We start from the raw sequence: 19,006 nt of genomic DNA, 5'->3' as shown, positions 1-19,006 counted from the left end.
GCTGCGACGCAGCAAAAGTGGCGGGGTGTCTACTCCGACAGGGTGTGAATGGGAAGCGACAAATTCTACCGCTCCCCGCCTGCGACAGGTTGACAATACGCCGGGTCTTAGATTCGTTTCCCCCGCTTTCTCAATTTCCCGCCCGCGTGCCTAATCGGCACTCACGCCATGGTTTCGAGCTCGTCGATCATGCCCTCGATGACCTTCAACCCCTTGTTCCAGAATTCCGGGTCGCGGGCGTCCAGGCCGAACGGGGCGAGCAATTCCGAGTGGTGCTTGGAGCCGCCGGCTTTGAGCAGGTCGAAGTATTTCGCGACGAACCCCGGGTGTGCTTCGGCATAGAGGCCATAAAGCGAGTTCACGAGGCAGTCGCCGAAGGCGTAAGCGTAAACGTAGAACGGCGAATGGATGAAGTGCGGGACGTACGTCCAGAACACTTCATATCCAGGTTTGAGTTCGATCGCTGGTCCCAGGCTCTCTCCCTGGACTTCGAGCCAGATGGCGTTGATGCGATCGGACGTCAGTTCGCCCTGGCGCCGCTCCTCATGGACCTTGCGCTCGAACGTGTAGAACGCGACCTGGCGCACGACCGTGTTGAGCATGTCCTCGACCTTGCCCGCGATCATCGCCTTGCGTTCGCGCTTATCCTTCGTCTCGGCGAGGATGGCCTTGAACGTCAGCATCTCGCCGAACACCGATGCGGTCTCGGCGAGCGTCAGCGGCGTCGGGGCGAGAAGCGGGCCCTGAGCGCGCGCCAGCCACTGATGCACGCCGTGGCCAAGCTCATGCGCGAGCGTCATCACATCGCGCGGCTTTCCGAGATAGTTCATCATCACGTACGGGTGCACGGACGGGACCGTTGAGGCGGAAAACGCGCCCGGCGCCTTACCCGGCTTTACCGCTGCGTCGATCCAGTTCTTGTCGAAAAACTGCTTCGCGATCGTCGCCATCTCCGGCGCGAAATTGCCGTAGGCTTTGAGCACGATCTTCTCGGCTTCGGCCCACGTGATCGTGCGTTCGGGCTTGTCGGGGAGCGGCGCGTTGCGATCCCAGGACGCGAGCTTCTTCTTGCCGAGCCACTTGGCCTTCATCGCGTAGTAGCGATGCGAAAGCTGCGGATAGGCGGCGCGGACGCTCGTCACGAGCGCGTCGACGACCGGGCCTTCGACATGGTTCGCGAGGTTGCGGCTGTCGGCGACGTCCTTGAAGTTGCGCCAGCGATCGGAGATTTCCTTGTCCTTCGCCAGCGTGTTCGTGATCAGCGTGAACAGCGGCAGATTGGCCTTGAAAACCTTGCTCAAGGCTTCCGACGCGGCCTTGCGCTTCTTCTCATCCGGGCTCGACAGGAAATTCAGCGTCGGCTCCAACGTCAGCGGCGTTTTCTCGCCTTTGACGTCGAATTTCAGCGCGGACATCGTCTCGTCGAAGAGGCGGTTCCAAGCGCTGCGGCTGGTCTGCGATTTCTCCGTGAAAAGGCGTTCGAGCTTTTCATCGAGCTGATGCGGCTTTTCCTTGCGCAGGTCCTCGAGCCAAGGCTTGTAGCGCTTCACGTCCTTATGTTTGACCGCGCCTTCCATTGTCGCGTCGTCGATCTGGTTCAGCTCGAGTTCGAAGAAGATCAGGTCCGTGTAGAGTTTGGTCAGCGCCTCGGACACGTCGCCGTTGAATTTTGCCCGTACCGGATCGGTCTGATCGAGCACGTAATAGAGTCCCGAGTACGATCCGAGCTTGCCGACCAGGTCCGACAGCTTTTCATAGTCCTTGATCGCGCCCGCGAGCTTGCCCCCGTCTTTCGCGAGGTCGGCGAGGCGGCCTTGATAGGCCGTCTTGATGCGCGCCGCTTCCTTGGCCGCAGCCTTCAAATCGCGTTGCACCTCGGGCGCGTCGGGCGCGGCGTAAAGATCGCTCAGGTCCCATTCCGGCATCGCGCCAAGCCGCGGCGTTTTGGTCGAACGGCTGGTTGTGGCGCGCAGCGCGGACGACGATTTGCGGGAAGGTTCGCGGCTCATGAAATTCCTTTCGGGGGACCTGGTGGCGTGAGCGAGGAAGCGTCAGTACGCCCCCGCGCGCAGGCAAATTTGGCGATCGGATGCGTGGCGCGCAAGGCCTTACAGGGCGCCGTCCCCGTCTTCGAAGCCACACGCGCTGCCGATTAGCGGGCGGAGCGCGCACTTTTCATGGTGTTTTAACTCGCTCAAAAAATGCAGCACGCGGAAACGATCCATTTACTCAAATACGTCACTCTCGCCCCTGTTGCGTTATTTGCCGGTCACCGAATGTCAGAAGCTGGGTCAAATCCCGGTTCGGCGCCAGGGGGAGACGGCACCCAGTGTCAGTTATTGTAAAGTTGCGTGCCCCATGTCCAAGCGTGTTCTGATCGTTGATGACGATCCCGCCCAGCGTCGTATTCTCGAAGAGACGGTCAAGCGTTTCGGTTTTGAAACCAAGACCTGCGGCTCGGGCGAACAGGCCCTCCAAATTCTCGAATCCCAGGAACGCGACCCGATCGCGCTGGTGATCCTCGACCTCGTCATGCCCGGCGTTGACGGCATGGCCGTCCTCGAGCGCGTTGGTCATGCGCAGGGGATGCCCCCGATCATCGTGCAGACCGCGCACGGCTCCATCGAGACGGCGATCAACGCGATGCGCCGCGGCGCCGTCGATTTCGTCGTCAAGCCGGCCTCGCCGGAGCGGCTCGAAGTTTCGATCAAGAGCGCTTTGAAGATTGAAGCGCTGGCGGGTGAAATCAACCGCATCAAGAAGAAGGTCGAAGGCACGCTGACGTTCGGCGACCTCGTGATGCGCGGCGATACGATGAAGCGCGTGATCTCGCTCGGCAAGCGTGCGGCTGCGTCGACCATTCCGGTTCTGATCGAAGGCGAAAGCGGCGTCGGCAAGGAATTGATCGCCCGCGCCATCCAGGGCGAGAGCGAACGCGCGGGCCGTCCGTTCATCACCGTCAACTGCGGCGCGATCCCTGAGAACCTCGTCGAAAGCATTCTGTTCGGGCATGAAAAGGGCGCCTTCACCGGCGCCGTCGACAAGCGCATCGGCAAATTCCAGGAAGCCGACGGCGGAACGCTGTTCCTCGACGAAGTCGGCGAACTGCCGCTCGACGCGCAGGTGAAGCTTCTGCGCGCGCTGCAGGAAGGCGAGATCGATCCCGTCGGATCGAAGAAGCCCGTAAAGGTCAACTTCCGGCTGATCTCGGCGACGAACCGCGACATGATCCAGCTGGTCAAGGACGGAAAGTTCCGCGAAGACCTCTATTACCGCTTGAACGTGTTCCCGATCTTCGTGCCGCCGCTGCGCGAGCGCATCGACGACGTTCCGGAACTCGCACGCCATTTCGCGGCTCGCTTCGCTGCCGAAGAAGGCAAGCGCGTCGCCGCGATTTCCGAGCGGGCCATGGCGCTGCTGCAGGCCTACTCGTGGCCGGGCAACGTGCGTCAGCTCGAGAATACGATTTTCCGCGCCGTCGTTCTTGCCGACGGGCCGGAGTTGACGGTCGCGGAGTTCCCGCAGATCGCCGCGCACGTCGATGGGTTCGAAGCGGAGATTCCGGCAGCGCCGGCCGCCGTGCAGAAGCAGCCCGCCTACACGGGACCGGCGCTCATCGGCGCGGAGAACACGGTGCCGCATACCGTCGAAATAAAGTCTACGGCATCGGGCAGCTCGCTCGGCATTCAGGCCGTCGCGGAAGATGGAGAGATCCGTTCGCTCGAAGCGATCGAAGCCGACATGATCCGCCTGGCGCTCGGCCGCTATCGCGGACACATGACGGAAGTCGCCAAGAGGTTGAATATCGGCCGCTCGACACTTTATCGTAAAATGCAGGAATACGGTCTCGAGCCGAGGCCGAACTGAGGTTTCTGTTCGTGTAACAGCGGACAGAAATGCATGTGCGCGGGTCCGGTGGGACGGCCGCGCGCAACCGGAGCGCATCCGTGCCACCACCACACCCCTGTAGGCTCGACATCACTCTGTCGATCCGGACCGAGTGCGAACCCCCTGTCGCTCTCGACGCAAAAGCCTCGGCTGCATCCGGGGCTTTTGCATTTTCCCGGACGTCAGAAGCGCAACACTTTCGCCATAGCTTCGTGCAATACAGTTATCCGGCGGCTGGGCTGGTCAGGCATAGAAGCGGCGGCTATCAGTAAAATTTGCAAGCTCCGACGGTGGAAGGTGAATTTCGTAATGCGGGTGTCGTATCTCGTTGCAGCCGGGCTGTTGCTGAGCTGCAGTTCCATTTCCACCGTTTACGCGGCAAACACCGAACAAACTTCGGAGCCTTCGCCTGCAGCGGCCGTCGGCACCGAAACCGCGATGCAGCCTCAATCGCAAGCCGCTCCTGCCGAAACGGCGCCGGCGCCTGTCGCGGCCGAACCGGAACGAGCCGCTGAACCTGCTCCCTCCGTCGCGACCTCGGATCATCTCGTCTATACGCAGGTCGGCCGCTACCTGGAGGCGAACAAGAAGAAGCTGTTCGCCTCTGCCGATATCGGCGATCGCGAGGCGCTAACGCAGTTTTATGCGGCGCGGATGGGCGCGGCACTTTGGGTCGACAAGAACGGCTATACGCAGGACGCACAGAGCGTGATGTCGGCGCTGAAGGATGCCGACAACTGGGGCCTGCGCTCCCAGGACTATAAAATTCCCGATCTCAAGGCAGCGCCCGACGGCAGCTATAGCCTCGACGATCTGACGGACGCCGAAACGCGACTGTCGCTCAGCGCGCTGGCCTATGCACGCGATGCGCGTGGCGGCCGGATCGTCAATCCGCCGGAGCAGCTGTCGGCCTATCTCGATCGCAAGCCGCAGCTGATCGCGCCGCGCACGGTGATCGACACGCTTGCGACGGCGACGGACAAGGGCGCTTATCTCAAGTCGCTGCAGCCGAAACACAAGCAGTTCGAGTTGCTGCGGCAGAAGCTTTTGGCGCTGAGATCCGGCGGCAATGGCGAAACGATCAACATTCCGGGCGGGGCAAACATCGCGCCGGGCAAGCGCAGTCCGCAGATCGCGCTGATCCGTAAAGCTCTGAAGGTGACACCGCCGCAGGCAGGTCCGGACGGCAAACCTTTCGACGAAACCTTTTACGATGACGATCTGGCGCGCGCGGTCAAAGCCTACAAGGTCGAAAAGGGCATCGAGCCGCCGACACCGACGATCACGACGGCGCTTCGCCGCTCGCTGAACGGAGGCGACGGCATCAGCGAAGCAAAGCTGCTCGCCAACATGGAAGAGTGGCGCTGGATGCCGGACGACCTCGGCGACTTCTACGTCACGGTCAACATTCCCGACTTCAAAGTCCGCGTCGTCAAGGACGGCGAAGTTGTCTTCGACGAACGCATCGTAACCGGCAGCGTCAACCGCCAGACGCCGGTCTTCTCAGACATGATGCGCACCATTGTTTTTCAGCCGCGCTGGAACGTGCCGGATTCGATCAAGGTCAAGGAATTGCTGCCTGGCCTTCGCGCCGGAGGCGATCCGCTGCGCCGGCAAGGCCTGGTGATGGAACGCAATGGCCGCCGCATCAGCGCGACGAGCATCAACTGGTATCGTAGCGATATCCGGAACTTCCACGTCTATCAGCCGCCGAGCGGCGGAAACGCGCTTGGCGTCGTCAAATTTCTGTTCCCGAATGCGCACGCCGTCTATCTGCACGACACGCCGAGCAAGGGGCTGTTCAACGAGAGCGTCCGCGCGTTCAGCCACGGTTGTATGCGCGTGCGCAATCCGGTGCAGCTTGCCGAAGTCGTCCTCGCTCAGGACAAGGGCTGGGACAAGACGGCCGTCAACGATCTGCTCAAAAACGGTCCGGAAGAAAACGAGATCGCGCTCGATCGGCCGATCCCGGTGCACATCACATATTTCACCGCGCGAGCCGGTGACGACGGTGCCATCGAAAGCTTCGGCGACATCTACGGCCACGAGAAGCGCATCACGCTGGCGCTTGCAGGTAAGTGGAACCAGATCGACGTCACCAAGGAACCGAAGGTTACGCCCGACGACATCGGCTTCGACGAATATGCCGACAGCCGCCGCCGCAATAACGACGACTGGTTCGGCATGAGCGACAACGACGACCGCGACCGTCGCAAGCGCGGCAAGAAGTACGACGGCGGGCTCAATAACTTCTTCCAGAAAGTTCTCGGCGGGCTCTGACCGCCGACCTTCCACCAGCTGCACGCTGAAGGGCCGGCCGGCGATTGGACCGGCCCTTTTCCTAGGCGCGAGCACCCCCGCCCTTTTGTCGCCCATTCCCCGTCGTTAGATGCAAAGCATCGCATAGTTACTGCGTCTTAACGAATTGGGGTTTACCCAATTGGGAGCCGAGCATTGTCGGCCCCAGTCGGGCTCGGGGGTTTTGCGTAGGGACGGGGGAATTTCGTGGTTCTTCGCCGCTCAGGCGTCGTGTTTGGTGTTGCTGCGCTTGCCGCGGCTGCCTGTCTGCACGCCGATAGCATCACAGCGGCCGGCCAAGCCAATGAACGCACGATCTCGTTCTATCACATTCATACGCAAGAACGCCTGACGGTCACGTACAAGCGCGGCACGCAATATGATCCCGCGGCGCTGAAGCAAATCAACTGGATCATGCGCGACTGGCGCAAGAACGAGGTGAAGGAGATTTCTCCGGCGACTATCGATCTCGCCTGGGAAATGCACGAGGAACTTGGCTCGAAGGAGCCGATCAACATCATTTGCGGCTATCGCTCGTCGGGTACGAACGAAATGCTGCGCCAGACGCGCGGTGGGCAGGCCAAGGCCAGCCAGCACATCACCGGCAAAGCCATCGACATCACCTTCCCCGACGTGCCGCTGAAAAAGATGCGCTACTCGGCGCTGATCCGCGAGCGCGGCGGCGTCGGCTATTATCCGACCTCCGGCATCCCATTCGTTCACGTCGATACCGCGAACGTCCGCATGTGGCCGCGCATGCCGCGCTATGAACTGGCGCTGCTGTTCCCCAACGGCCGTTCCAAATACGTGCCGACCGACGGACGCCCGATCACGCCCGGCGACGTTCAGGTTGCGCAAAGCAAGTATCGCGAGCTGGCGATCCAGGTCGCGGATTTCTTCCGCGCGCGCGTGACGCCCGGTTCGCGCACGATGGTGGCTTCGGCAGAACTCGGGACCGGCGGCAAGCGTCTCTCCGTCGTCGCGTCTCTCGGCGGTGGTGGATCGACACGGCGCAACGTCAATCTGACGACGGAGCCCGATCCGGCGGTCAAGGATCCGAAGCCGTTCGCGCCTGCGCGTGTTGCGTCTCTATCGCCGCCCGCCATTGACGAAAGCGCACCCCATCTCGTGTCCGCGCCGCGCGCCGTCGAACGTCCGTCGCGCTTTACGCCGAGCCCATCGAAAGCCGATCGCACCAAGCTCGATGCCCTTGTGACGGCTGCCGCTTCGATGCCGATGCCGGAACTCGTTTCCGGTCCGAAGCGGGCCGTACGTCCGCAAAAAGCGCTTGCCGCCGCTGCGCTGGCTGAATCCGGTCATGCGCCGAAAGCCCAACCGACTGCGCGCGTCGCCAGCCTCGATCCGGCGGCTGCCGCGAGCGTCACCGATATGAATCCGAATGGCCTCGGTAACGGCTGGGCGGAAGCCCCGGCATTCGACGAGGATCACCCGGAAGAACTCGCGTACCGCCCCTTCCCGCTGGCGCCGCTGCTGACCGATAACGCGGAAGCGCGCGATGCGCCGCTGGCGGATTTGCAGCGTCCGGACGTGGCAGCGACGCTCGATGCACTCGACGACGCAGGCCGCATTCCGCCGATGAAGTTCCGGCCGGGCCAACAGGTCGCCGAGCAAATGTGGGCGCAGCAGTTCCAAGGCAAGGCTGTCCATGCAGAAGCGCTCATGGAACTGGCGCAACGGCCGCCGCCTGCGGGCATAGAGAACAGGTCCGTCCAGACCAGCGCGCGCTGAGCGACCGTAAGATAAGCGCTTCGGATGCGTGTCTGCTCAGGCCTGCATCGCGGTCGCGCCGCGCTTCAAAGACGCCTGCCACGCGACGGAAATCAGCTTCGAGAGAGCCAGAAAATCATCGCGCCTCGGGCTCGAACGGCGCCACGCAAGGCCGATGGCGCGCGACGGTTCCGGTTCAACAAAGCGCATGACTTTGATTTCGCGATTGCGGCCTTCGACACCGACGCAGATCTCCGGCAAAAGCGTGATCCCGAGACCGGCAGAGACCATTTCGACGATCGTCGACAGGCTCGACGCGCCGAACGTGCTGACGGCATCGACCTGCCTCAGGCTGCAATACGTCAGCGCCTGATCGCGGAGGCAATGCCCTTCTTCCAGCAGCAGCAAGCGATCGCCCTCGACCATGTCCTTGGTCGCGCGCACGCGGCCCGACAGCTTTTTCGATTTCGGAACCGCGAGCAGAAAGCGATCGTCGAAGATCGACAGCGTTTCGACGTCGGGATTTTTGATGGGCAGAGCGAGCAGCAGGACGTCGAGCTTGCCCTCGACCAGTTCGTCGGTCAGGACCTGCGTCTGCGTTTCCCGGACGTGCAGTTCAAGGTCGGGGTATTTGTCTTTCAGAAGCGGCAGGAGCGGCGGCAGCAGATACGGCGCGACCGACGGGATGACGCCGAGGCGCAGCACGCCCGACAGGATACCGCCGGCGTGCTGGGCGTAGTCGATCAAGTTGCGCACATCATTCAGCAGCCGTTGCGCACGGCTGGCGATTTCCTCGCCCTTGGCCGTCAGCTTGACGCCGTTCCGCGTGCGTTCGACGAGCGAAATCCCGAGCGAGGCTTCGAGGTCCTGGATCTGCATCGAGAGTGCGGGCTGAGTCACGGCGCACGCGTCCGCCGCCCGGCCGAAATGCTGCTCTCGCGCCAGGGCATCGAAGTACCGCAACTGTTTGAGCGTAACGTGTGCCATCAGCTACTCTAATGCCCAGGACAAGAAATCACGATTTGTCCTTATCATAGGCTGCGCCTATGTTTCCAGCATCGGATACGCTCGGAGAGGATCACATTTCCGAGCGCATCCGCCGGAAAGGTGGTCGTGAGGCCGCCGCACAGCGCCGCCTGACCCTAGCGCCGAATAGGGACAAGCGGCGCTGGTTTTGTGTCCGGCCCGCCAAGTGCACGAAAAAACGAGCCGCAGCGACACTTGCCGCGCGGCCCGTTCGAATATCTCAATTTTTCATGCAAACCGGGCAGCGCCCGGCGCAGACCGCCTATTCGGCGGCGATCATCGCGTCGACCACGTGCTCCGCGGGCGCCTGCTCGAGCATGCCCAGCGCGTGCATGTAGACTTCCAGGATGCTTTCTTCTTCCTGGCGCTCCTGGTTCGATTTCTTGCGCAGGCGCACGATCTGGCGGAGCGCCTTGACGTCGAAGCCGACAGCCTTTGCTTCCGTGTACTTGTCGCGGATGTCGCTTGCGATCTGCTTCTTTTCCTCTTCCAGGCGTTCGATCTGCTCGACGAACTGCCGCAACTGATTTTGCGCCGAGGCCTGAAGCGTACTCATGGAGGCTCCTTGCTGAATTCAAGCTTTGCCGGAAGCTATCGGCGCGGGCTGGGCGCAGCAAGGCGATAAGGGAAGCAATCCATAGGGATATGTCAGAGGATGGGGCTTGACGTCGCGAATGCCGCGCACCGACTCAGTGTTCGCGGCCGGTCGTGGATGGCCGCCTCTGCGGCCATGACGGATGTGAGGGAAAGTCGAACCAAAAACTGCGGCATCGAAGTGAGCCCTGATCCATCAACTCTCCGTCATGGTCGCGCAGGCGGCCATACACGTTATTTCCCACAGCGAAGTGTCACTGCCGGACGAGCGTCATGGAGCCGGCAAAACGGGTGTCAATGTTCATGCGGATGCGATTTTGCCAGCGCCGCCTTCTGCTCGGGCGTTGCTTCTTTCTGATATTTGGCCTGCCATTCGCGATAGGGCATGCCGTAGACGATTTCGCGGGCTTCGTCCTTCGACAGCGCGAGGCCCTTGGCGGACGCGGCCTCGGCCATCCAATTCGACAGGCAGTTGCGGCAGAAACCGGCGAGATTCATCAAATCGATGTTCTGGACGTCGGTCCGCTCGCGGAGATGTTCGACAAGACGCCGGAAGGCTGCCGCCTCCAATTCGAGCGTCGTCTGAGCATCGAAAGACTTCATTGTGATCTCCTCGCGAACGTGCCGGATCGGCCGGGTTTCTCCCTTGAAGATAGGCCGGAAACAGGCTGAGGCACAGGGCTGGCGGGCCTTCTATAACCCTGCGGCCGATGATGCCTTGACGGGCGGAAGGCGATTGCGCAAATCACAACGATAAACACACAATTCCAATGGCTGGGGATGCATATGGCAGACGGAACGAACGGCAGCGCTCGCCAGACACTCGGCGCGCTGTTTGAGGCCGCCTACACCACCGCGCATCCCTCGACGTGCCTGCCGCCCCACCTGCCGCCCGTTCCGGCCGGCGGACGCATCATCATTATCGGCGGCGGCAAGGGTTCGGCGGCGATGGCCGTCGCAGCCGAAGAGCATTACATCGCGACCGGCGCCGCCGACGGCATTTCGGGGCTCATCTCGACGCGTCATGGCTTCGGGCTGCCGACGAAGATCATCAAAATCCTCGAAGCCGGTCACCCGGTGCCGGACGCGAACTCGGTCGTCGGCGCGCAGAAGGCCATCGAACTCGCGAAGAGCGCCGGGCCGAACGATCTCGTTCTGTGCCTGCTCTCAGGCGGCGCATCGGCGATCTGGGCCGCGCCCGTTCAAGGCGTCAGCTTCGAAGCCAAGCAAGCGCTGACCAAGCAGCTCTTGAAATCCGGCGCGCCGATCTCCGAAATGAACTGCGTGCGGAAACACATCTCGCAAATCAAAGGCGGCAAGCTCGCAGCGGCCGTCTATCCGGCGAAGCTGCTGACGCTTTCGATTTCGGACGTGCCCGGCGACAATCCCGACGAAATCGGTTCGGGGCCGACCGTTGCCGATCGCTCGACGCTTGCCGACGCACGCGCGGTTCTCGCGAAATGGAAAATCACGCCCGATCCTGAAATCGCGCGCGCTTTGGACGATGCGCAGAACGAGACGCTCAAGGCGGGCGATCCGAAGCTTGCGAATTCCAGTTACGTCATCGTCGCCGCGCCGAAAGCGTCGATCGAGACCGCTGGGCGCATCGCCAGCGACCGCGGCTATCGTGTGATCATGCTCGGCGACGACCTTGAGGGCGAAGCGCGGGATGTTGCGCGCAAGCACGCGGAAATGGCACTCGACGCCAAGCGCCGCGGCGAGAAAATCGCCATCATGTCGGGCGGCGAACTGACCGTCACCGTGCGCGGCAACGGCTCGGGCGGACCGAATCAAGAGTACGCGCTCGGGCTTGCGATCGCGCTCAACGGCGAGCCTGGCATTTCCGGACTCGCGGGCGACACCGACGGCATCGATGGCGGCGGCGGCAATGCCGGCGATCCGGCCGGCGCGATGGTCTTCCCTGACACATTGAAACGCGCGGAGGCCTTCAACCTCAATGCTGCCAGGATGCTGGAGAACAACGACTCGACGGGCTTCTTCCGCCCTCTTGGCGACCTCATCCTGTGCGGACCGACGCAGACCAACGTCAACGATTTCAGGGTCATCCTCGTCGATCCGTAGGCGAGGCCGCCGTCGGCGCGCGCTTTCCGCGCGCTTCCGAAACGGACCTGATGCAGACGGAGAGCAAACTTGCCGCAGTACTTCAATTCGCGCGCCGCTATGCATCTTCTGGCGCTGTCGTTAGGTCTCCTTCTCTCGGCCAATGTCGCGCATGCCGATCTGAAGTTATGCAATATCACTTCGAGCCGTGTTGGCGTTGCAATCGGCTATCAGGATAAAACCGGCTGGGCCACCGAAGGCTGGTGGAACATCGCCTCGCAGACGTGCGAAACACTGCTCAAGGGTGCGCTGCCAAGCCGCTATGTTTACGTTCACGCCGTCGATTACGATCGCGGCGGCGAATGGGGCGGCAAGAACGATATGTGCACCAATGAAAAGTCGTTCGCCATCCGGGGGGTTCAGGATTGCGAAAAACGCGGATATAAGCGCACGGGATTTTTTGAAGTCGATACCGGAGAGGCGAAGGAATGGACCATCCGCCTCACTGATCCGGGGCAAGGAAAAGCTGAAAAATGAGACGTAACCGGCGGGTCAAGATCGTTGCAACGCTTGGCCCCGCATCTGCCGCTCCGGAGATGGTGGAACGTCTTTTCATCGCGGGCGTCGACGTTTTCCGCATCAACATGAGCCACTCGTCACACGACGGCTCGAAGGCGCTTTACAATACGGTGCGCGCGTGCGCGGCACGCCATCGCCACCCGATCGGCATCCTCGCCGACCTGCAGGGCCCTAAGTTCCGCATCGGCAATTTCGAAACCGGCCGCGTGCAGGTCAAGACCGGCTCGATCTTCAAATTCGATCTCGATGAGACGCTCGGGACCAGCGAGCGGGTTTATCTGCCGCATACGCAAATTTTCGACGCCATCAAGCCGGGGCACGTGCTGGTGCTCGACGACGGCAAGCTCCGGATGCGCGTCGTCGAAGCCTCAAAAGTTCAGATCCGTGCGGAAGTGACGACCGGCGGCATGCTCGCGAGCCGCAAGGGCATTTCGATGCCCGACACGCTGCTTCCGATCAGCCCGCTGACCGAGAAAGACAAAGCCGACCTCGCCCACGCGCTCAAGCTCGGCGTCGACTGGGTGGCGCTGTCGTTCGTGCAGCGCGCCGAAGACATTCACGAAGTGCGCAACCTCATCGGCACGCGCGCCGCGATCCTGTCGAAGATCGAGAAGCCGTCGGCGGTTGCCGATCTAGAGAACGTCATTGCGGCGTCCGACGCCATCATGGTGGCGCGCGGCGACCTTGGTGTCGAGATGCCGGTCGAGCGCGTACCGGGCATCCAGAAAAAGATGACGCGCATGGCGCGTGCGGCGGGCAAGCCGGTCATCATCGCAACGCAGATGCTCGAAAGCATGATTTCATCGCCGATGCCGACGCGCGCCGAAGTTTCCGACGTCGCCAATGCAGTGTTCGACGGCGCGGATGCGATCATGCTGTCGGCGGAAAGCGCGGTCGGGCAATACCCGGTCGAAGCGATCCAGATGATGGACAAGATCGCGATCGAGGTCGAACACGATCCGATCTACGAGCCGATGCTTTATGCGACGCAGACCGAGCCGCAACCGACCGGCGCCGACGCCATCGCCGCCGCTGCCTCGGCAATCGCCGATACGGTGAAGCTCGGCGCCATCGTCTGCTATACGGCGACCGGTTCGACGGTCCTTCGCGTCACGCGCGAACGGCCGGGCATTCCGGTCATCGGACTGACGCCGATCGAGTCGACGGCGCGGCGTTTGTCGCTCGTCTGGGGTGTGCAGACGATCCTGACTGGTGATCCAGAAAACCTTTCGCATATGGTGCGCAAAGCGTGCCGCATCGCGTTCGAGGAAGGGCTGGTCAAAGCGCGCGAGGGCGTGCTGATCACGGCCGGCATTCCGCTCGGCAGCCCCGGCACGACCAACATGATCCGCATCGCATTCGTCGACGAATCCGGCGCACCGATCGCGGAAGAAGTTTAGAAGCTCTTTTTGATTGGCATTGCCGACTCTCCTTCGTCGAGCCGGCCGGCAATGCCGTCGTGATTGGCATCGCCGTCGCCCCATTGTCGAGCTGCCCGCAAACGCACAACTCACGTCATTGCCGCGGAGGCGGCCATCCACGCGGCAAGCAGCGAGCGGTTCGCACTTTTTCGTAGATGGCCGCCTGCGCGGCCGTGATGGAGGGATGGTGGTGACGGGCGGTATGATGCAGCTTCAAAGAACTGAGCGCCAAAGCGGGTTCTAAATCCCCTGGCCTTCGACGGCTTTCTTGAGTTCGTCGCGGGCGGTTTCGGCGCCTTCGATGTTCGGGTGGATTTTCAGAAGCTGATCGTAGGCTTCGAGCGCGGCTTTCTTCTCGCCCATCTGCGTCAGGATCTTCGCCATGCCGTCGAGGGCGCGGAAGTGGTTCGGGTCGAGCGCAAGAGCGCGCCGCAAGTCGCCCAGCGCCGCCGGATAGTTGTTGAGGCGATATTCGATGTAGGCGCGATGGCTCCAGGCCTCGGCATAGTCGGGCGCGAGATCGACCGCAGCGTCGAGCAGCGGCAAGGCCTTATCGTTCTCGTTCTTGGAAGAAAACAGCTCGGCGCGATCGATCAGCAGGTTGACCGTGTCGCCGCCGGAGAGCCGCCAGAGCCGCTCGATGGAGGCGCCGATCTCACCGCCGAGGCGATGATCGTCCGTCGTCGCGAGGAAGGCATAGAGATTGCTGAGGGTCTTGGAGGCTTCCTCTGGAGATTTCGGCCAAGGCAGGCCCATCATGCCGGGATCGCCCTGTTCGGCTGTGCGCGGCACAGGCGCAGCCGGTGGCGGCGTCTCGCGCTTCTGCGACAGCGGAGGCGGCGGCTGTGCCGGAACCTGCTTTTCGGGGAAAGGCTGGGTCTTTAGAAGCTCGTCGTCCGCCGCTGCAGGCGCGATGCCCGCAGCCAAAGCAAGTCCGACAACAAAAATGCGCGCGTTTGCTCTCATGCGCCGACCGTAGCGGTCGGCGGCAAAACGGTCAAAACGAGTCTCGTGAATTCGCAGTAACGTCCAAGGGCGCCAAAACGGGCATCAGCCCTGGCGCGCCTTGAACCTGCGATGCGTCTTGTTGATCACGTAGACGCGACCCTTGCGACGGACGACGCGATTATCGCGGTGTCGCGAACGAAGGGATTTCAAAGAGTTTCTAACTTTCATAACGACACCGGTTAAAAGATGGTGGGCACTAGAGGGATCGAACCTCTGACCCCTACCATGTCAAGGTAGTGCTCTACCGCTGAGCTAAGTGCCCGAAGAAGCGAGCTTCTAGGGGGATTGAACCCTCTTGGTCAAGCCCTGAACGAGGGGTTTCTTGAATTATGCTGAGGTTGCCGCAGCAGATCATGCCGCAAGCAGGCGATCGACCTCCCGGACGAGGTCCTTGAGGTGGAAGGGTTTTGACAGCACGCGGGCCTCTTTCGGAGGCTGGTTCTCGCTGTTGAGCACCACCGCGGCAAAGCCCGTTATGAACATAATCTTGAGATCGGGATCGATCTCGCTGGCGCGGCGGGCAAGCTCGATGCCGTCCATCTTCGGCATCACGATGTCCGTCAGCAGAAGCGTGAACGGCTCGCGCTTCAGACGCTCGTAAGCTTCTTCGCCGTTTTCGAAGGCGACGACGTCGTAGTTGGCTTTTTCCAGCGCTTTAACGAGAAAACCGCGCATCGAATCGTCATCCTCAGCAAGCAGGATGCGGCGCAGCGGTAGACTTGAGGGCTTAACAGGCATGGGAACTCTGTGATGAAGCGGAGCTTGAACGTAACCGATACTGCACAGTCCGTCTGGCGCAAACTTGGCCCGAGTTTGGTAAACGTTGCATGAAATTGTGGAGAGTTGCAGCCAAGCCGCGATTCGCGAACTTCTCAGAACGCAAAGCGTTATCAGCTGCACCATAGCCGAAGTCACGCATGGACTTCCCCGTCGCACGTTGGCAGAGTGTCGAACCTTTCATCGTCAAATTGTCGCGGAAGCAATCGAAGGCACACGTTCCCGAATGTCCGATGCCCACCTTCACAGCGTGCCGTCCGCCTTCTTCCCATCTTTCGATGTTCTTTCGCCGCGCCAGCAAACTGCGCCTTTCGTTTTTTCTTCGCCGCACTCAGGACGGCTTTATCCGCCCGAATTTCTTGCGATTTCGCGGCTCGACCCGAAAACGCTGAGGCGATCGGAAGATTGCTTCGTCGATAAGCTGTTCGAGCCTGTCGCCGAGATGGGTGCGCCGCTGATCAGCGCCCGCTTTCCGCGGGCTTACCTCGATCTCAACCGCGAACCCTACGAGATCGATCCGGAACTCGTTGAAGACGTTCCCGCGCACGCCAACACGCAATCCGTGCGTGTGGCCGGCGGGCTCGGAACCGTGGCTCGCATCGTCGCCGACGGCGAAGATATTTATCCGAACCGGCTGAGCATCGAGAGCGTGCTGTCGCGCATCGAGCAACTTTATTTTCCGTTCCATGCCGAACTATCGCGGCTCATCGCTCAGACCAGCGATACGTTTGGCTATGCCGTTCTGATCGACTGCCACTCGATGCCGTCGGCGGCGATGGCGCCAGGTGGCGCGCTCAGGCCCGACATCGTGATCGGGGACCGCTTCGGGGCTTCGTCCGATCCGCGCCTGACGCTGCTGGTGCGCGACGAGTTTCAGCGGCGGGGTTTCAAGGTGCAGCTGAACCGGCCCTACGCGGGCGGGTACATCACCGAGCACCACGGCCGTCCGGCCCACGGCACGCATGCCATCCAGCTCGAGATCAATCGCGGGCTTTACATCAACGAGATGACGTTCCAGCCGAATAAAGGCTACGTCGCCCTCGCTGCCGCGCTCCGGGAGATCGCTCAGCATCTCTTCGCGGAAGTGCCGGGGCTGCTCGATTTTCGCGCTGCAGCAGAGTAAGCGCCGCCGCCGCGCATTAACCTTCCACGCAAGCTTTTGGCGTTTGACCGTGCAAAGAAAAAGGGCCGTTCGATCCGAACGGCCCAAGTCTAGGGAGGAAACGCCCAAGGAGGGCTGCGAAGCGCGAGCACAAGCTCACATATCGCACTGCACAAAATAACGGTGCATCGCATCACCGACAATTGCGATTTATGCAGGTCTGAGAAGTGGAAAGTGCGGATCTCGCATAGCTCCCTGCGGCGCACAATGCCGCATAAAGAAAGGCCGTTCGTAAGAACGGCCCAAGTCTAGGGAGGAAACGCCCAAATTGGGCAGCGATTGCGATAGAAGCGTGTTCACACAACCGCATTGTGAAGATGGTATGCTTCGGCGCCGCTCGCAATCTCCACGAGTATTAAGGTAGCGCATTCGGGAATAGATGTATCTAGCGCGCCACAACTTAGGTTACTTGGATATAACTATTTTAATATTGTACCTTGTTCTCGCTAGATTTGCTCATTTTGCGCAATCACAGTTCAACAACCGCATTTACGGGGTGAGCAAGTGTCCGGGTCGTTACCCGCAGCAGAATTTCAGGCCATCGTGCGCGTGGCCCATGAACTCGCCGACATTTCCGGGCCGGTGATCCTCAAGCACTTCCGCAAGGCAGTCCCTGTGGAAAACAAGGCCGCGGGCGGCGCCTTTGACCCCGTCACCAAGGCTGACAGGGGCGCCGAGAAGGCGATCGTCCAGGCGCTGGCAGCCAAAATGCCGAACGACGGTGTCATCGGCGAGGAATTCGGCACCAAGGCCGGTACGAGCCCTTACCAGTGGGTCATCGATCCGATCGACGGGACGCGGTCGTTCATCATCGGCTCGCCGCTCTGGGGCACGCTGATCGGCGTGCTCCGGGACGCAAGGCCGTTCTTCGGGCTGATGGATCAGCCGTTCACGGGGGAGCGCTTCTGGTCCGGCGATCGCGCGTCCTATCACAGCGTCGGTGGCGGGCGGCCCCAGCGCCTCAAGACTCGGCCGTGCGCGAACCTCGAAGACGCCGTGCTGGCGTCAACGCATCCCGATCTTTTCGAAGGCGACAAGCAGATCGGGGCGCTCAACCGGGTGAAGGCGACGGCTCGGCTGACCCGGTATGGCGGCGACTGCTACAATTATTGCCTGCTTGCGGCGGGGTTCATCGATCTGGTGCTCGAAACCAATCTGAAGCCTTATGACATCGTCGCGCTCATTCCGATCATCGAGCGGGCGGGCGGGCGCATCACGACGTGGTCGGGCGGCGACCCAGCGAGCGGCGGCGACATCATCGCGTGCGGCGACGCGCGCTTGCATGAAGCCGTGCTGACGCTGATCAACAACGCCTAGGCCTTCTCCGGCGACGCCGCGGTAATTCCCATGTAGGCGTCGAAGGCCGCCCAGAAGCGCTGCCGCACGGCGTCGGTTTCCTGCAGGATTTCGTGACGCGATCCGGGCATCAGGATGTGCGCGCCGAACTTCAGATCGACGGCGAAGTCTTCGATCGCCTGAGTGGATACGACTTTGTCGGCTCCGGCCGCGAACAGGATCATCGGGACGCACACATACTTCGGATATTCGGGCCGAAGCAGCATAGCCGTGCTTCGGAGCGCTGCTCGCAGCCAGCCGACCGTCGGCGAGCCGGTCGCGAGTTCCGGCGCGGCTTCGATGATCGCCTTGTTGCGCGACCAGCGCACATGGTCCGAGGTCAGGCGGTTCGTTTCGAAATCCTTGAAGTCGTCCGGCTCGTCGCCGCCGCCTCGGACATACGTCCCGGCGAAACCGAAAAGACATGCGATATTCGCGTAGGCGCGCGCGATGCCGGGGCTAACGCCGAGCATATTTTCGTGGATCGCGATCATCGGCGCCATCAGGACCATGCGGGCGAACGGACTCGCCTCGTCCTGGGCGTTGCGGAGCAGGATATTGCCGCCGAGCGAATGGCCGAGCCCGATCAGCGGCTGCGGCAGCGCCGGCTTCACGATTTCATCGATGAAGATCGCAAGATCGCGATCGTATTCGGTGAAGGCGATCACGTGGCCTTTGCGCGGGTTCGACAGCAGCCGCTCGGAGCCGCCCTGGCCGCGAAGATCGAAGGTTGCGACGGCAAAGCCGCGGCGGCGAAGATCAGCGATCACCTCGAAATATTTTTCGATGAATTCGCCGCGCCCTTGCACGATGCAGACGGTGCCGCGCACCGGACCTCGCGTCGGCTCCCACAGCGCGTAACGCAGCTTGAGGCCGTCGTAGCCGTCGAACTCGGAAACCGTTGCGCCGCTCGGCACTGGATTGATCGAGAGTGATACGAGTTTCATGGCGCTCTCTGAATTCCCGACGCAGCATTAACAATTCTAGCGCGGCGAGGGCGCGCTTGCAGCCTGTCGTCAGACCTCTTGAAGTGGAATTTGGTCTTCCTACCTGTCTGTTGCGGTTGCCGCGAAGCGGGGCCGCACTCAAAGAGCCGGACTCGATCGCCGGGCCGGCTCACATGTCGCTT

16 protein-coding genes and 1 tRNA gene are annotated in these 19,006 nt (G+C 61.7%); 8 read left to right on the top strand and 9 right to left on the bottom strand.

The features are described 5' to 3' along the window. Nucleotides 1–161: 161 nt before the first annotated feature. A complete protein-coding gene (locus HYPGJ_RS16075) occupies nucleotides 162–2,009 on the bottom strand; it encodes a M3 family oligoendopeptidase (protein ID WP_052750940.1) in 1,848 nt (615 codons plus the stop codon). Nucleotides 2,010–2,358: 349 nt separating this feature from the next. Here HYPGJ_RS16075 and HYPGJ_RS16070 point away from each other — a divergent pair, with 349 nt between their 5' ends. The 3 genes from HYPGJ_RS16070 (at nucleotide 2,359) to HYPGJ_RS16060 (ending at nucleotide 7,935) form a co-directional block, all read left to right on the top strand. Then, entirely contained in the window at nucleotides 2,359–3,867 is a 1,509-nt protein-coding gene (locus tag HYPGJ_RS16070; protein ID WP_046848003.1) for a sigma-54 dependent transcriptional regulator, read from the top strand. Between the two features lie 330 nt (nucleotides 3,868–4,197). Next, a complete protein-coding gene (locus HYPGJ_RS16065) occupies nucleotides 4,198–6,168 on the top strand; it encodes a L,D-transpeptidase family protein (RefSeq protein WP_046848002.1) in 1,971 nt (656 codons plus the stop codon). Nucleotides 6,169–6,393: 225 nt separating this feature from the next. Then, nucleotides 6,394–7,935 (top strand): DUF882 domain-containing protein, encoded by a 1,542-nt coding sequence (locus tag HYPGJ_RS16060; protein WP_052750939.1) that lies wholly within the window; start codon nucleotides 6,394–6,396, stop codon nucleotides 7,933–7,935. A 36-nt stretch (nucleotides 7,936–7,971) separates the two neighbouring features. On the opposite strand, the gene HYPGJ_RS16055 is transcribed toward HYPGJ_RS16060, so the two are convergent. The 3 genes from HYPGJ_RS16055 to HYPGJ_RS16045 form a co-directional block, all read right to left on the bottom strand. Next, on the bottom strand, nucleotides 7,972–8,901 hold the full coding sequence (locus HYPGJ_RS16055; RefSeq protein WP_046848001.1) for a LysR substrate-binding domain-containing protein: 930 nt from the start codon (nucleotides 8,899–8,901) through the stop codon (nucleotides 7,972–7,974). A 301-nt stretch (nucleotides 8,902–9,202) separates the two neighbouring features. Continuing rightward, the gene (locus tag HYPGJ_RS16050) at nucleotides 9,203–9,496 is read right to left on the bottom strand and encodes a DUF2312 domain-containing protein (protein ID WP_046848000.1); all 294 of its coding nucleotides are present in this window, start codon (nucleotides 9,494–9,496) and stop codon (nucleotides 9,203–9,205) included. Between the two features lie 332 nt (nucleotides 9,497–9,828). Continuing rightward, nucleotides 9,829–10,137: a DUF1244 domain-containing protein gene (locus HYPGJ_RS16045; RefSeq protein WP_046847999.1), complete on the bottom strand. Its 309-nt coding sequence runs from the start codon at nucleotides 10,135–10,137 to the stop codon at nucleotides 9,829–9,831. 183 nt (nucleotides 10,138–10,320) lie between these two features. On the opposite strand from HYPGJ_RS16045, the gene HYPGJ_RS16040 reads away from it, so the two are divergent. The 3 genes from HYPGJ_RS16040 to pyk all read left to right on the top strand — a co-directional run bounded on the left by HYPGJ_RS16040 (nucleotide 10,321) and on the right by pyk (nucleotide 13,574). Beyond that, a complete protein-coding gene (locus HYPGJ_RS16040; protein ID WP_046847998.1) occupies nucleotides 10,321–11,616 on the top strand; it encodes a DUF4147 domain-containing protein in 1,296 nt (431 codons plus the stop codon). 69 nt (nucleotides 11,617–11,685) lie between these two features. Then, on the top strand, nucleotides 11,686–12,132 hold the full coding sequence (locus HYPGJ_RS16035) for a DUF1036 domain-containing protein (protein WP_083984158.1): 447 nt from the start codon (nucleotides 11,686–11,688) through the stop codon (nucleotides 12,130–12,132). Continuing rightward, complete coding sequence (gene pyk, locus HYPGJ_RS16030) at nucleotides 12,129–13,574, top strand: pyruvate kinase (protein WP_046847996.1); 1,446 nt, start codon at nucleotides 12,129–12,131, stop codon at nucleotides 13,572–13,574. The genes HYPGJ_RS16035 and pyk overlap by 4 nt, the downstream gene beginning before the upstream one ends. A 261-nt stretch (nucleotides 13,575–13,835) precedes the next feature. Here pyk and HYPGJ_RS16025 read toward each other — a convergent pair whose 3' ends face one another. The 4 genes from HYPGJ_RS16025 to HYPGJ_RS16010 all read right to left on the bottom strand — a co-directional run bounded on the left by HYPGJ_RS16025 (nucleotide 13,836) and on the right by HYPGJ_RS16010 (nucleotide 15,341). Continuing rightward, a complete protein-coding gene (locus HYPGJ_RS16025; RefSeq protein WP_046847995.1) occupies nucleotides 13,836–14,561 on the bottom strand; it encodes a tetratricopeptide repeat protein in 726 nt (241 codons plus the stop codon). Between the two features lie 84 nt (nucleotides 14,562–14,645). After that, nucleotides 14,646–14,771, bottom strand: a complete 126-nt coding sequence (gene ykgO / locus HYPGJ_RS16020; RefSeq protein ID WP_013216601.1) for a type B 50S ribosomal protein L36 — start codon at nucleotides 14,769–14,771, stop codon at nucleotides 14,646–14,648. A gap of 19 nt (nucleotides 14,772–14,790) precedes the next feature. Then, nucleotides 14,791–14,865: transfer RNA gene (locus HYPGJ_RS16015), tRNA-Val, on the bottom strand. Between the two features lie 89 nt (nucleotides 14,866–14,954). Continuing rightward, nucleotides 14,955–15,341, bottom strand: coding sequence for a response regulator (locus HYPGJ_RS16010; RefSeq protein WP_013216602.1), 387 nt, complete (start codon nucleotides 15,339–15,341; stop codon nucleotides 14,955–14,957). 265 nt (nucleotides 15,342–15,606) lie between these two features. Between HYPGJ_RS16010 and HYPGJ_RS16005 the strand changes: the two genes are divergently transcribed. Continuing rightward, a complete protein-coding gene (locus tag HYPGJ_RS16005) occupies nucleotides 15,607–16,503 on the top strand; it encodes an N-formylglutamate amidohydrolase (RefSeq protein WP_046847994.1) in 897 nt (298 codons plus the stop codon). 543 nt (nucleotides 16,504–17,046) lie between these two features. Further along, complete coding sequence (gene hisN, locus HYPGJ_RS16000; protein ID WP_083984157.1) at nucleotides 17,047–17,859, top strand: histidinol-phosphatase; 813 nt, start codon at nucleotides 17,047–17,049, stop codon at nucleotides 17,857–17,859. On the opposite strand, the gene HYPGJ_RS15995 is transcribed toward hisN, so the two are convergent. Then, entirely contained in the window at nucleotides 17,856–18,824 is a 969-nt protein-coding gene (locus HYPGJ_RS15995) for an alpha/beta hydrolase (protein ID WP_046847992.1), read from the bottom strand. The genes hisN and HYPGJ_RS15995 overlap by 4 nt on opposite strands. Nucleotides 18,825–19,006: the final 182 nt, after the last annotated feature.

This window comes from Hyphomicrobium sp. GJ21 (genome assembly GCF_001006785.1).
In the GTDB taxonomy this organism is placed as follows: Bacteria; Pseudomonadota; Alphaproteobacteria; order Rhizobiales; family Hyphomicrobiaceae; genus Hyphomicrobium_B.
The sequence above is the reverse complement of the archived record's forward strand: the minus strand, read 5'-3'. Positions and strand labels throughout refer to the sequence as shown.

Excerpts from the sequence above, each read along its gene's own strand:
- HYPGJ_RS16005 (WP_046847994.1), top strand. The coding sequence starts at position 15,607 with ATGTCCGATGCCCACCTTCACAGCGTGCCGTCCGCCTTCTTCCCATCT.
- HYPGJ_RS16075 (WP_052750940.1), bottom strand. The coding sequence starts at position 2,009 with ATGAGCCGCGAACCTTCCCGCAAATCGTCGTCCGCGCTGCGCGCCACA.
- ykgO (WP_013216601.1), bottom strand. The coding sequence starts at position 14,771 with ATGAAAGTTAGAAACTCTTTGAAATCCCTTCGTTCGCGACACCGCGAT.
- HYPGJ_RS16025 (WP_046847995.1), bottom strand. The coding sequence starts at position 14,561 with ATGAGAGCAAACGCGCGCATTTTTGTTGTCGGACTTGCTTTGGCTGCG.
- pyk (WP_046847996.1), top strand. The coding sequence starts at position 12,129 with ATGAGACGTAACCGGCGGGTCAAGATCGTTGCAACGCTTGGCCCCGCA.
- HYPGJ_RS16055 (WP_046848001.1), bottom strand. The coding sequence starts at position 8,901 with ATGGCACACGTTACGCTCAAACAGTTGCGGTACTTCGATGCCCTGGCG.
- HYPGJ_RS15995 (WP_046847992.1), bottom strand. The coding sequence starts at position 18,824 with ATGAAACTCGTATCACTCTCGATCAATCCAGTGCCGAGCGGCGCAACG.
- HYPGJ_RS16070 (WP_046848003.1), top strand. The coding sequence starts at position 2,359 with ATGTCCAAGCGTGTTCTGATCGTTGATGACGATCCCGCCCAGCGTCGT.
- HYPGJ_RS16045 (WP_046847999.1), bottom strand. The coding sequence starts at position 10,137 with ATGAAGTCTTTCGATGCTCAGACGACGCTCGAATTGGAGGCGGCAGCC.
- HYPGJ_RS16040 (WP_046847998.1), top strand. The coding sequence starts at position 10,321 with ATGGCAGACGGAACGAACGGCAGCGCTCGCCAGACACTCGGCGCGCTG.
- HYPGJ_RS16065 (WP_046848002.1), top strand. The coding sequence starts at position 4,198 with ATGCGGGTGTCGTATCTCGTTGCAGCCGGGCTGTTGCTGAGCTGCAGT.
- HYPGJ_RS16050 (WP_046848000.1), bottom strand. The coding sequence starts at position 9,496 with ATGAGTACGCTTCAGGCCTCGGCGCAAAATCAGTTGCGGCAGTTCGTC.
- HYPGJ_RS16010 (WP_013216602.1), bottom strand. The coding sequence starts at position 15,341 with ATGCCTGTTAAGCCCTCAAGTCTACCGCTGCGCCGCATCCTGCTTGCT.